The organism is Pedobacter sp. JY14-1, from assembly GCF_029269825.1.
GTDB lineage: Bacteria > Bacteroidota > Bacteroidia > Sphingobacteriales > Sphingobacteriaceae > Pedobacter.
Window position 1 is genome coordinate 320,488 of sequence record NZ_JARJHU010000003.1, and the last position, 13,288, is coordinate 333,775.

Below are 13,288 nucleotides of genomic sequence, written 5' to 3' on the forward strand. Positions count from 1 at the left end.
GCGTGGAATCTCTTGGAATTATTTTCCCCTCTCTGCGCCTCCGGGGGGAAACACCACATGACATCAATGGCGCATGCGGCATCATAGCCTGGGACAAAAGCGATTGGTTTTTGTATTATTTGATCAATAACTTTCGGACGATAAGATCAAAGTCTTATCATTGTAAATGAAATCCAGATTCTTAATCGTCTTTTTCTTACTGACAACACAGTTTCTTGAGGCAAAAAGCCAACATGAGAAGCTATTTCCGTTGGCAATCACATCGCCGGATAAAAGATTGCAATTTAAGCTCGACCAAAATCAAGACAAAGAGATCATATTTACGTTTACGGCCAATTCGAAGACCTTAATCACGGATTCCAGGATTGGATTGGGCGGAATGCAGGCTATGCCCGCTAATTTTTCCCGTCGGTCATTCAAATCGGTCTGGAAGCCGGTTTGGGGAAAAAGGGCCATTGTGCCTGAACAATACAATGAACTTTCCCTGGATGTAAAAGGATACAAGATCATCATCAGGGCATATAATGATGGGATCGCCTTCAGGTACGATTTCAAAAAAGAAGCGGCAATCAGTGATTTGACAGAGTTTAATTTCAGCGGGGATTACACGGCTTGGTACTATAACGGTGAGCAGGCAAACATTGGGCCCGAGAAGCTATCTGACTGTGATGACAAGCGTCTGCCGGTAATGACCGTCAAGGTAGATGATCACAATTATCTGGCTGTTCATGAAGCGGATTTTACATGGGGTGATCCATTGGTACTGAAATCTAAAAAAAGCCAAACCTTATTTACCATTGCGTCCAGGCCAAACGATGCCTGGAAAGTCATTATGCATGGCAGCAAGCCGGGTGATTTGGTTGATTCCCATATCTTAGAGTTATTAAATCCCCCGCCGCCAAAAAGCGCAGATTTCTCCTGGGTAAAGCCAGGAGTTGCAGTCTGGGATTGGCGAATAGCCGGTGCGCAGGTTGACGGTTTTAAATATGATATGTCCCTCCCTTCCTGGAAGAGAATGGTAGATTTTGCAGCTGAGAATAATATCCGCTACCTCGCACTTGATGCCGACTGGTATGGTCCTGAATTCGGCAAAGATTCAGATCCGCTGAAAGGAGGAAAAGTTGCACAGGTACACGAGATCATACAGTATGGTAAAATGAAAAATGTAGGCATCTGGTTGTACCTGAATGATGTCGGTGGCCGCAGATTTCCCATAGATCAGACCTTGAAGCAGTATGGTGACTGGGGTGCCGTGGGTATTAAATATGGTTTCATGTCTGGAAGCCCGGCAGAAAAGAACGAACGTACCAGGATGATTACTGCACTGTGTGCAAAGAATCGGCTCTTGTGCGATTTCCATGATGGCCCTGTACATCCGTACGGGCAAATGCGCACGTTTCCAAACGCAGTGACACGCGAATACTGCCAGGCGCAGCTTGATGGCGGCACCGCTCTAGCACCCGGGACTTTTGTTACCTCTGTGTTTGTAAATATGCTGGCCGGCCCCCTTGATATGAATAATGGCATTGCGGACCTGAAGCAGACCGGCAGGATACATGCACCTGCATATGCGACCAACTCTACATTGGTTGGAGAGGCAGCACGCACATTAATTACCTTTTCCGGGGTAACGGTGATACCGGATATTCCCGAGAGTTATCAAAAGCATCCTGAGATCTTACAATTTATCTCAGCGCAAAAAATGCCCTGGAAGGAAAGTAAAACCGTAAAAGGTGAAATCGGTGAATACATCGTTATGGCAAGACAGGCGAATGATCAATGTTGGCTAATCGGTGCGGCAACGAATGAAAATGCACGGGAATTGGAGATCCCGCTTACTTTCCTGAAAAAAGGCAGGTATACAGCACTGGTTATTGAAGATGGTGACGATGCGGATTACCGTAGCGTCAATGAAAGTTATAAGCACCTGAAGAAAGTTATAAACTCAAGCGATACGCTAAAGGTGAAGCTGGCTCCCGGCGGTGGTGCTTGTATCTTGATCAAACAGTTGTAACCACAAAATCTTATTGATAGTGGTAGGTCTTTAACAATTTGCGGTTCGCACCTGTGGAATACAGTTTGGTAGGATAACCAGCTGAGGTGTACTCATAGGCATATACAGTTACCGAAACCTGGTCGCCTTTCTGGTGATCTGTAAGCGTGGATTTCGTGATGTTGGATTTGCTGTAGCCTTCCGGTGAATGCAGCTGGTCATATTTTCCCTGGTATGGGTTGGTCTTTCCGTCATATTCATAAGCTATGGTGTTGACAGGTGCGCTGCTGGCGCTGTAGGTGCTGACCTCTATAACGTTGCCACCGGAAAAGGTAAAGATCTGGTACTCGCCGGGTGTGCCGTCAGCACCTGTAGTGCTGATTTTAAGCTGTTCATTCGCATATTCAAAGTTTCTTTTGAACAGGAATGTGGTATTCTCGTACTGGTCGTACTCAAAGTATTCCATGCTGCTGAGCTTTTGGTGGAGAAAGGTGTATTTGATTTTGCTGACTTTTCTCCGGTCATTGGCGATGTCTGAAAGGTAAAGCACATTGTCTTTATGCCTGTAGGTCTGGTACAGCTCTTCTCCGGTCGTTTCATCTTTGATGAATTCCTCATACAGCATTCCCAGGGAGTTGTAGCTATAGGAGTTTTTGATCGTATGTCCGTTGATGTTATAGGTATTGGTGTAGTTCAACTGCGCACCAGGATCGGGTTTCGGCTCATCTTTTTGTTTTTTGCAGGATATGCAAATACTGCAAAGCAGCAGGAAGAATAATGCTTGTTTCATTATTATGGACTAGCTTTTCTCATCCAGACCTGATTTTCTTGGTATTGGTTACAAAATGCCGAGGTTATTTTTTCTCTCGTTGATACGCTTGGAAGGCCTGGTTGTACCTCATTTCTCTATTTCCTGTCGTAAAAGAAAAGAAACAGATAAAGGATTCAGCAAATGGTAGTGAGATTTGACCTAAAACCGTATCGAACTGCCTATGAAATATGACTTCCTGGCGTCATGTTGTAAACCATAATTCACACCGCCGTCGAGTTTTACGCCCTGAGCGATCTTCACTTGCAACGCTGCATTCAGATAATTTGCCCATTGGTGCGCTTTTAAATCGTAGGAGTAATAGGTTTCAGCGATTCCGTCAAGGTCTTTTAAGATTTCGTGGCTGAGGGTAAGGGACTGCAAAAATTCGGTATGCATTCCTGCTGACGACTCGTCTTTCAGGCGATCGGCCTCTATCTGGAAACCCAGTTTCCAATCGCCCGGAAGCTCGGTCTGCATTGGTACGATGAGCCCATATTCATAGCGGGATTTTTCAATGGCTGAAGTTGGAAAGCGAAGGTATGGCAGGACCGCCATCACAAATTTACCGCCATCATTGCCTGTTAAATTCTGTTTCAGACGGACGATCAGGTTGCCGACCCCATCTGTGTGCTTGATCTCTCCAGATTGTTCCCGGCTGCGCTGCCAACCGTAAGTCTGGAATCCGGCCTGCAATTCGGTGTTTTTAACCAGACCTGTCTTTAAAAGAAACTGATTCAGATATAAGGTACTGGTCTTTCCTTCTTCGGAGGAGACGTGCTCTGAACGAAACAGGTCAGTCTCATACTGAAAATGACCAGCGTCTACAGTGAAAGCGGATTCGGTGACATTCGGCCTGTCGGTTTCCATCTCACGCAGCGAGCCAGCAGGAACAGGGTTCAGCAAATGGTATGGTGGGACTGAACGCTGCCGGGCAAATGCTGAGGAGAGATTAAGCAACAGCGCTAAAATGACGATTGACTTCATGTTTTTTGGAGTTTTTATTCCATAACCCTTATTGGCGCTCAAAGTTTGCCGCTTTGGATCATTGGCCTGCAGAGAGAACGAATGGGTAAGATGAAGTCGGTGGGGTTTAATGTTTATTCTGGCCGGGCGCATAAGGCCTTGCAGATTTTGATCCTGTAGCCTTTTTAACCTGACCAGGTGGGACCTTGCCGCTGTTTCCGGCTGTTCTGGTAGAATAGCAGGAGGAAAAAAGTAACAATACTGCGAGGGAAAGAGTAATCGTTAGATGTTTCATATGACTGGTTTACGATGACTTGAAGCGAAATGTATGCCATAATTATTAAATCACTTAGGTAACATTGCTGGCTGTCTGGCATCCAATGACGCAAATGTCTGGTATTATAGGACTTGTTTAATTCTGGAGGCTTACAAATTCACCAAAGGCGATGAAGAGCCGTCTTTTGTAAAGAAAGGACTATCATATAATGAAATATATTGTTAACATTATAATTTCCTATTTAATTCTTGCTAAAAGGATATAGATTCCAGTTTCTTCAAAATCTGCATTATAACACCGTATGCACGTAACACACTTGTGTAAAACATCTTTTGGGAATATTCTATTATTTTGTATAATTTAACCTCAGGTAAAAACTGGGGAATTTAGATTTTCAAATAGGTAGTTCTGAATTAAATCCGAATCTGTTATGATATCTACATGAACTTGGTATGTCTACGGGTTGAGTACGCCATGAGTACGCAGTGAGTCCGCCTTTTGCCGGAAAAAAGGCGGACTCACCGTATATTCATTCTTGATACAATGCATAGACGGACATAACTCACTAAGGCGTCAGCAGTATTAAACTAACTTATATAACTTATAAAAACAGCAATGGGAAAATTTGATGGCAAGTATATCCGGGGTCTAGTTGGACCTGTTATACAACGGAGAACCAGGCACGGACTTGTGGTACAGTCTACGCCCGATAAAGTTAATCAAACAGAAGGTACAAAAAAAGCACAAGGTATATTCGGACAGGGGAGTATACTCGCCTGTACCATCAGGGACAATCTGATTTCAGTAACCCAGGGGAACTGGGATCCGGGCATGGTCAATCGTTTTAATACGCCGGTTAGGGACGTATTGAAGCAATGCTACGATAAGGGAACGGATCAGTATACATTTAAGGAAAACAGCTTCGGAAGACTTGCGGGCTTTGAGTTCAATGTTAAATCATTGCTCATCAACTATTTGCTTGTGAGCCCTGAAGTAGCCTTTCAAGACAATGTGTTCAAGGTTAAGGTGCCTGAAATCGATACAACAGAGTCGCTCCGGTTTCCGGGCAGCACAAATGCATGTGAGATCAATATTGCTTTCATTCCTGTTGCACTTCACGCTGGCAGGATCAGGCAACCCGCAGATTTCAGATCGTTTAATGTGCAAATAGGCCAAGGTATGGTGTCTCGGCAGGAATTTGAATTTGTGGCAGATCCGGGATGTCTTTGTGTAGCGGCGATTGGAATGAATTATTTTATGCTGAATAATGGAATCAGGACAGATTACAATACAAAGGTATTCAATCCTTCTGGTGTTATTGGCGCTATTGTAGTACCTGGCGTTTTTGTGGAGCCACCGCTAATTAAAGAAGGAAACAAGGTTCATGCATCGCCCTGGACCCGAGTTTATAAAATGAAATTACCGGCTGCAGAAGCGCCGGATAACCATTCTGATAATTAATCCAGCCGATATGCCCTGACATAATCGATCACGAATTCCTGGGGAAAGATAGCATCGTCGATCTTTCCGCCCCATTCTCCGCCGATCGCCGTATTCATCAGCAGGTATACCGGTCCGCGGAAGGAGCCCTGGTAAGCATTTGGTGGCGCAGTCATGGTGAAATAGACTTTGTCATCGATGAAGACCTTTGCGGTATCGCCCTTGCGCTCGATCCCGTACACATGAAACTTGTTGTGCAGGTCTGATTCTTTGATGGTGCTGCCCTTGCTCTTGTGTTTATCCTTGCCTTCGGGTTCCCACCAGTGAAAAGTGCCGTGTACGGTATTCGGTGTATGGCCTACAAACTCCATGATGTCAAATTCAAAGCATTTTGGCCAGCCTACCTGCTGGATATTAGTGCCCATCATCCACAGCGCAGGCCAGATCCCCTGACCTTGTGGCAGCTTCGCCCTGATCTCGATGCGGAAATCGCCTTCAAATTGTTGCTTGCCGAGGGTGTTGATACTTGCTGAAGTATAAGAGGCGTTCTGATAGTTTTCCTTCAGGGACCGGATGATCAGCTTTCCACCTTTCCTGAAGCAATTCTCTTGTCTTGCCCTGGTGTAATACTGGCTTTCACGGTTGCGGATGAATCCTTCCTCGTAACCCCATTTTGCCGGGTCGGGCAGGCCTTTGCCGTTAAACTCGTCCCGCCAGATCAGGGTTTTCTTTGAGGTGCTTTTGGAAGAAGGATAATCTTGCGCAGTGGCAGTTGAAGATAGCAACAGGGCACCGGAGACCATTGCCAGTATGGTGTTAGTTTTCATCGGTTTTCATTTGGTTTCCGTCAAGATAAGGTTTCTGCCTTATTTCAACAAATCTTCGGGTACCGGCTTGTTCAGCAGATGCTGATAATAAAACCTGATGCGCTCAGTAAGGTCGTGCGGGCCTTTGGAACCGCCCCAGCCGTGCCGTCCGCCAGGGTAGATCATCAGCTCGAAATGCTTATTGGCGTCCTGAAGTTTGTCGATCAGCTGTATGGTATTCTGCATGTGCACATTATCATCCATGTCGCCATGCATGATGCGCAGCAGGCCTTTGTAATTGTTGACGTAGCTGAGCACCGAGGCCGCCTTGTAGCCTTCCGGGTTTTCCTGCGGGGTATCCATGAAGCGCTCTGCATAGTTGGTGTCGTACAGTTCCCAGCTGGTTACCGGGGCACCGGCATAACCGAAGTCGAAATCGGCGGCGCCCTTAGTCAGCGCGAGGCAGGTCATATAGCCGCCGTAACTGTGGCCGGTAATGAGCAGCTTCTTATTGTCTACCCAGGGTTTGGCTTTCAGCCAGCGTGCTGCGGTGCCGTAATCGATGATTTCCCATTTGCCGAGGTTGCGGTGCATGAGGGCGACGCCTTCTTTGCCGAACTGTCCGGAGGCGCGGTGGTCAACGGAGATCTGAATGATGCCTTCATTTGCCCACCACTGATTGCCGGTGCCTTTCCAGGTATTGCTGACGTTGCCCGCATTGGGACCTCCGTAAATGCTCATGACTACGGGATATCTCTTTGTCTCGTCGAAGTTGGCCGGGTAGGTAATCACTGCGGGCAGCTGATATTGTCCGTCTTCGCTGGGGATGGTGATCATTTCTGTCTTGCCGAAGCTATAGTCATTGAAATCGGCCGATTTGCTGTCGGCGAGTTCGCGGATCAGTTTGCCTTTGGTATCCAGCAGGGCCAGTCTGGTTGGCGTGCCGACGTTGGAATAAGTGGTTACAAAATAGCTGCTGCCTGGCGAGATCTGTACCTGGTGGCTGTAGTCGCCGAAGCTCAGGCGCTTCAGGTTTTTGCCATCATAACCTACCCGGTAGAAATCGGTGCGGGTAGAGGCTTCTTTCCTTGCCGTAAAGTAGACCACTTTGTTTTTCTCATCTACCTGCACCAGGTTATTTACCTGCCATTTTCCGCTGGTCAGGGTGCTCACCAGTTTGCCCTCCAGGGTATACAGGTAAAAATGCGCCGAGCCGCTGCGGTCGCTTTTCAGGATATAATGTTTCTTGTCTTGCAGGTAGGTGATCCGGCCGTCATAGTCCAGGTCTATCCATGCCTTTTGTTTTTCATCATAAATTTCTGTTTTGGTACCGTTCTGTGGGTTTACCGAATAGAATTTAAGGTTGTCCTGGCCACGGTTCATCCACTGCACCATCAGGTTGCTGCCGTCATGGCTCCAGTAGGGTGTACCGAAATACTGATCGTCTTTTTCATTGAAATCGGCCCAGGTAACCTTGCCGCCTTCGGTGGGCACAAAGCCTATTCTTACTTCCGGGTTGGGGTCGCCTGCTTTGGGGTAGCGGGTTTTTTCGGTGTAGCCATGCTGCCCTGTTGATCCGTAGATAGGAAACATCGGTACTTTGGTATCATCAAAGCGCATAAAAGCAAGGTGCCTGCTGTCTGGCGCCCACCAGAAGGCTTTATAATTGGTTGCCCGTCCCAGAATCTCTTCATAATACACCCAGGATGACCAGCCATTATAGATCACGTCGGTGCCGTCGCTGGTGTACCTGATCTCTTTGCCGGTAGCGAGCTCGACAGCATAGAGGTCATTGTTACGCGTAAAAGCGGCATATTTGCCATCAGGAGATACCGCGATGTTCTTTTTATCGTCATTATTGCTGAGGCCAGCCGTTACTGCTGTTTTAGCGGGTGAGACGGGAGGTGTATAAGGGCTGCGTTCGCCGGTCTTTACATCGACCGCATAGGGCTTTCGTTCGGCGACGTCCATTTCGATGTAATGGGTATCGTCCTTCCAGCCGGTCACATAGTTGACGGGCCTGGTCAGCGAGCGCTCGCCACCATATACCTGCCTTATGCTGAGCTGCTTTTGTCTGGCAGAAGCGGTGTCTGAATAAGCTAAAACGCAAATCGGTAGCAATAAGGCGAGTACAGTTCTTTTCATGAAGTGGTTTAGTTATGGTGATATTAGGTTACTGCCGTTAAAAATAATAAAAAAAGGCTGCCGGAAGGGCAGCCTTGTATAAAATGCTTTCATTAAGGTGCTATCTGACGATCCAGTTCCAGCCGAACTCATCGGGTGCCAGGCCGTAACGGATGTCATTAAGGGCTTTAGCAATACCTGCGGAAACTGTGCGGGTCTCCACTGCAGGCAGTTGATAGAGCTGACCTTCATAGCCGATCTCGCCGATAGGTGTTACGGTAGCCGCGGTACCTGCTGCAAATGCATCGGTGACGGCACCACTCTGGATGCCTTCGATCACTTCCTTGACGCTGACACGGCGCTCCTCTACCTCAACGCCTGCCCTTTTGGCGAGCGTGATAATAGTATCGCGGGTCACGCCGTCAAGTACGGTGCTTCTTACGGATGGGGTAACCAGTTTGCCATTGATCACAAAGATCAGGTTGGCGGTTCCTGCCTCTTCGATAAATTCGTGGGTGGCGGCGTCTGTCCAGATGAGCTGGTCGAAGCCTTCTTTCTGCGCCTCGGCAAAAGGATAAAGGGAACGTGCATAGTTTCCCGCGGTCTTGGCAAAGCCTACACCGCCGTCATCGGCACGGGTAAATTCAGTTTCTACCTTAACCTTTAAGGCCTTGCTGTAGTAATGGCCGGTAGGGGTGGTCAGCAAACAGAAGGTATAGGTGTCGGAAGCACGTACGCCAAGATATGGGTCGGTTGCATACATAACCGGGCGGATATACAAGGAATATCCGTCCAGCGCAGGGATCCAGGCTTCGTCTATTTCCAGAAGGGCAGCAATGCCCTGCATGAAGATTTCCTTAGGAATGGCAGGCATGGCCATGCGGTGCGCCGATTTGTTGAAACGTTCAAAGTTTTTGTCGGCACGGAATACACTGATCTTGCCGTCAGCCTGCTTATAGGCTTTCAGGCCCTCAAAAATCGCTTGTCCGTAGTGCAGCGCAGAGATCGCAGGGCTCATTGGGACCGGGCCGTAGGGCAGGACCTGCAGGTTCGACCACTCCCCGTTATTATATTCCGCAATAAACATGTGATCGGAAAAAACCTTTCCGAAAGGCAATTGAGCAAAGTCAATGCCCGTTAATCTGCTCTGATCAGTCTTCGTGATCGTAATGTCCAACGTCTCGTTCATTTTGAGTAAAAAGTTATATCCTGTAAAAATACGAATATTTTAACCATAATAACTAAGGGTCATTAGTATAACACCCTGAATTTTATAGTATGTTCGATTTTTTTAAGCGACTTGAACAGCTGTTTGTCGTACTGGGTATTGATGTCCGTGATCACGTAGCCGATATCGGGATTGGTCATCAGGAACTGCCCCACAATGTTGATGTCATGTTTGGCGAATACCGTGTTGATCCGGGCCATGATGCCGGGTACGTTTTTATGGATGTGAATGAGGCGATGTGAACGCTCGATCCGGGGCAGTTGCAGGTTGGGAAAGTTTGCGCTCAGGTAGGTAGTACCTGTGTTCATGAAGTCGATCATCCTTTTCGGAATGAAAGAGATGTTGCGCGGATTCTGTTTATTGTCATCGAAGACGACAATTCCCTGTTCCGTACAGGCCTGGAGGTCTACCCGGTGGCGGGCATTGCCCAGATAACCCAGGGTCTTGAGTTTAACAGCCTTCTTCAGTTTATGAGGGTCCATTTTCTCGCCGTCTGCCAGCAGGACCATGTGCACATCGGGGACGTACTTGTCCTCGAAAGTCGATTTGTGCCGGATAGAAAAGCCGTCTTTCTTCAGCAGCGCGATGCTCTGGATGGGCACATCGCCGATGATCAGGCAAAGAATGCGGTTCTTGGGGTAGGAAATCGCTCTGGGGAGGTCATTTACGTACAGGAACTCATCGAAGCTTGGCGTGACGTGGTCTGCCTTGTTGACGATGCTCTCCCTTGCAATGTTCTCGGTAAAGGCAAAGAATTTCTTAATGAGGCCGCTTTCGCGCAGCTGGAAATCTGAATAGCCGTCACCGATGCCATACAGATCGCCTTCGAGCTTCAGCTGCTGCATCAGCTTGACCTTACCGCCTTCTTCACTCAGCGGATTGGCATGGTCGTAATCGATGATCTTGCCGTCGCCATTGGTGACGAAAGTATTGGCGTAAATATTCTCTTTTTTGATGTGGTACCGGCTCACTACAGGAGTAATGAATTCCTTGAAGCCTCCGCTGACGATGAGGACTTCATCCGCGTGTTTTTTGAAAAATTCCGCATTACGGGAAAAGGAAGCGGATACTTTTTTCTTCAGGTGTTTGATCAGCTGTTTCAGGTGGTCTTCATCGGCTTCTAGCAGCTTCACCCGCTGGGCCAGGCTCTCGCTGAAGGACAGCTTGCCTTCCATGGCCAGGTTCGTGAGGTCTTCAATCTTCTGGTAAATGGCTTCCCGGTCGGGGTGCCTCGCCAGAGAGATCCTGGCCAGTTCGTCCAGCGCCTCTACCTGGGTAAAGGTGCTGTCGAAGTCGATGATGTAAAAATTCTTTGGTTTCATTACTCATTTAGGTTTGCAGTGTACTGACGCAGGCCGGTTAAGCCAGGCTGCTGCATACTTCTGCTATGCTTTGGTTAAGTGGTTTAAAGTGAATGCCTGTGGTATTCCTGATCTTTTCATTGCTGTACAGGCTTTTGTTGAGGCTGCTGCGGGCTGCATCGCTGGTGAGCGCCGCCGGCTTGCCGGTAAACAGGGAAACCAGTTTTGCCGCCCGCCAGGCAATGGCCAGCATCCAGGGACTGGCTTTCTTTGAAGGAGCCTTCACCTGAAAGCCTTTTGCGATCTCGGTAAAGAACTGCTGATAGCGGTAGTTTTCTGCCGAGATGATATAGCGTTCGGCTGTTTCGCCACTGTCCATCAAGGCGATCATGCTGGAAGCAACATCCTGTACATCGACTATGCCTGTGGCCCCGTCGGTAAAGAAAGAAAGCCCTTCCCTGACCAGTTTGAAAATGGCGCCGCTGCCGTTATAGCCCGCATTTGCACCGATAATGACAGAAGGATTCACAATTACCGCGTCCAGTCCTTCGGCAATGCCGCGCCAGACTTCCATTTCACCCTCATACTTCGATATGGCATATTGGTGGGGCCGGCCTTCATAATTCCAGAAGTCCTCTTCCGTAATCAGCTCCCCGTCCCTGGCATTGCCGAGCGCAGCTACAGAGCTGACATGGAGCAGGCGGATGCCCAGGTACAGGCAGAGGTTCACGATGTTTCCGGTACCCTCGATGTTGACCCGAAAGAGCTGTTCACGTTGTCTTGGGTCGAAAGAAACCAGTGCGGCACAGTGATAGGCTTTTGTGACACCCTCCAGGGCTGCTTCCAGGGAAGCCAGGTCATTGATGTCACCATCCATCCATTCAATTCCGTCGACACCGGCAATCAATGCAGGAACCTGCGACCCGGTTCTTTTCAGTGCCCTTACTTTGCTTCCTTTCCTGATCAGCTGGTTTACCAGTTCTGCGCCCAGGAACCCGGTGGCACCGGTAACTAATATCATTTTATTTTTTTTAGGACGGTTAATTCAAAATATGCACCCAAAAATAGATATTTGGACCCAAACATTGTAGAATATTGTAGTAAGATATGTCGTTGTCCGTTTTTTTCTCGCCGTTAAATATCAATAAGTTCACTCCCGATGCGGGGTTTTATAACAGTTACCTGGGTATGAAAACGGTGTTTTATAGAGAGGAATTTCCTGAATTACCGGAAGACACCTACGATATTGCCATTATGGGTGTGATGGACGACCGTGCGGCGGCGGGCAACGAGGGTTGCGCCCTGGGCCCGGATTATTTCCGGGAGCAGTTCTACAGGCTCAACGAGGGCCCCTATACCACACGGATCGTCGATCTTGGAAATATCCGCGCGGGAGCGACTATTGCCGATACTTATGTTGCCGTCAAAACGGTGGTGGCAGAGCTGGTAAAACTGAATATTGTACCGGTAATCATCGGGGGCGGGCAGGACATTACCTATGCGCAGTACCTGGCTTACGAAAACCTTGAGCAAAAGGTCGACCTGGTGGTGGTAGACGACAGATTTGACCTTGATGACGATGACCAGGAGGGACTTGCGGCCAGGTCGGATACTTACCTGAACAAGATCCTGCTCCATCAGCCAAATTATCTGTTCAATTTCAGCAATATCGGCTACCAGACTTACTATGTGAACCAGGAGAGCCTTCAGGTAATGAGCAAGCTCTATTTTGATGTGCACCGCCTCGGTGAGTTTTCCCAGGACATATCCTCTACCGAACCGGTCATCCGCAATGCCAGCATGATCAGTTTCGACATCGGAGCGATCCGCTCCTCGGATGCCTGCGCCAATGCCAACGCCGGGCCCAATGGTTTTTACGGAGAACAAGCCTGTCGTATTGCGCGGTATGCCGGTATGAGCGACAAACTGACTTCCATCGGGTTTTATGAGTTTAACCCGGCTTACGATCAGAACGGCCAGACCGCGATGCTGCTGGCGCAGATGATCTGGTATTTTGTAGATGGCTTTTACAACCGCAAAAAGGATTTTCCACTGGTGCCCAAATCACACTACCTCATTTACAGGGCCAGTCTCAGCGACGGGACAGGCGAACTGCTTTTTGTGAAGAGCAAAAAATCAGACCGCTGGTGGATGCAGGTGCCTTATCCGGCAGGGATCTCGGAGAATGAACGCTACCACCTGGTACCCTGTCGTTATGAAGATTACACTACTGCAGTCAACGGGGAGATGCCCGACTTATGGTGGCGCACCTATCAGAAGCTACTATAATTTTACATGGAATTTCTCATTTTCCCGGCTGATTTACATTACATTTGATAAACTAT

General features: G+C 48.2%; 10 protein-coding genes. 3 read left to right on the forward strand and 7 right to left on the reverse strand.

Annotation, left to right across the window (positions count from 1 at the left end):
* The first annotated feature begins 166 nt into the window (after positions 1 to 166).
* Positions 167 to 2,014, forward strand: coding sequence for a glycoside hydrolase family 97 protein (locus P2W84_RS07460; protein WP_276089496.1), 1,848 nt, complete (start codon positions 167 to 169; stop codon positions 2,012 to 2,014).
* Between the two features lie 10 nt (positions 2,015 to 2,024).
* On the opposite strand, the gene P2W84_RS07465 is transcribed toward P2W84_RS07460, so the two are convergent.
* Both P2W84_RS07465 and P2W84_RS07470 read right to left on the reverse strand, forming a co-directional pair.
* The gene (locus P2W84_RS07465) at positions 2,025 to 2,783 is read right to left on the reverse strand and encodes a hypothetical protein (protein WP_276089497.1); all 759 of its coding nucleotides are present in this window, start codon (positions 2,781 to 2,783) and stop codon (positions 2,025 to 2,027) included.
* Between the two features lie 180 nt (positions 2,784 to 2,963).
* Positions 2,964 to 3,788: a transporter gene (locus P2W84_RS07470; protein ID WP_276089498.1), complete on the reverse strand. Its 825-nt coding sequence runs from the start codon at positions 3,786 to 3,788 to the stop codon at positions 2,964 to 2,966.
* An 871-nt stretch (positions 3,789 to 4,659) separates the two neighbouring features.
* On the opposite strand from P2W84_RS07470, the gene P2W84_RS07475 reads away from it, so the two are divergent.
* On the forward strand, positions 4,660 to 5,505 hold the full coding sequence (locus P2W84_RS07475; RefSeq protein WP_276089499.1) for a hypothetical protein: 846 nt from the start codon (positions 4,660 to 4,662) through the stop codon (positions 5,503 to 5,505).
* Here the strand turns inward: P2W84_RS07475 and P2W84_RS07480 are convergent.
* The 5 genes from P2W84_RS07480 to P2W84_RS07500 all read right to left on the reverse strand — a co-directional run bounded on the left by P2W84_RS07480 (position 5,502) and on the right by P2W84_RS07500 (position 11,964).
* Positions 5,502 to 6,311, reverse strand: coding sequence for a glycoside hydrolase family 16 protein (locus tag P2W84_RS07480; RefSeq protein ID WP_276089500.1), 810 nt, complete (start codon positions 6,309 to 6,311; stop codon positions 5,502 to 5,504). The genes P2W84_RS07475 and P2W84_RS07480 overlap by 4 nt on opposite strands.
* A 39-nt stretch (positions 6,312 to 6,350) precedes the next feature.
* Positions 6,351 to 8,435 (reverse strand): DPP IV N-terminal domain-containing protein, encoded by a 2,085-nt coding sequence (locus tag P2W84_RS07485; RefSeq protein ID WP_276089501.1) that lies wholly within the window; start codon positions 8,433 to 8,435, stop codon positions 6,351 to 6,353.
* A gap of 100 nt (positions 8,436 to 8,535) precedes the next feature.
* Positions 8,536 to 9,603 carry a branched-chain amino acid aminotransferase gene (locus tag P2W84_RS07490; RefSeq protein ID WP_276089502.1) on the reverse strand — a complete coding sequence of 356 codons (1,068 nt, stop codon included), beginning with the start codon at positions 9,601 to 9,603 and terminating at the stop codon, positions 8,536 to 8,538.
* Positions 9,604 to 9,665: 62 nt separating this feature from the next.
* Positions 9,666 to 10,964 carry an HAD-IB family phosphatase gene (locus P2W84_RS07495; RefSeq protein ID WP_276089503.1) on the reverse strand — a complete coding sequence of 433 codons (1,299 nt, stop codon included), beginning with the start codon at positions 10,962 to 10,964 and terminating at the stop codon, positions 9,666 to 9,668.
* Positions 10,965 to 11,001: 37 nt separating this feature from the next.
* Positions 11,002 to 11,964 (reverse strand): NAD-dependent epimerase/dehydratase family protein, encoded by a 963-nt coding sequence (locus P2W84_RS07500; protein WP_276089504.1) that lies wholly within the window; start codon positions 11,962 to 11,964, stop codon positions 11,002 to 11,004.
* Between the two features lie 86 nt (positions 11,965 to 12,050).
* On the opposite strand from P2W84_RS07500, the gene P2W84_RS07505 reads away from it, so the two are divergent.
* Entirely contained in the window at positions 12,051 to 13,232 is a 1,182-nt protein-coding gene (locus tag P2W84_RS07505; RefSeq protein ID WP_276089505.1) for a formimidoylglutamase, read from the forward strand.
* Positions 13,233 to 13,288 lie beyond the last annotated feature (56 nt).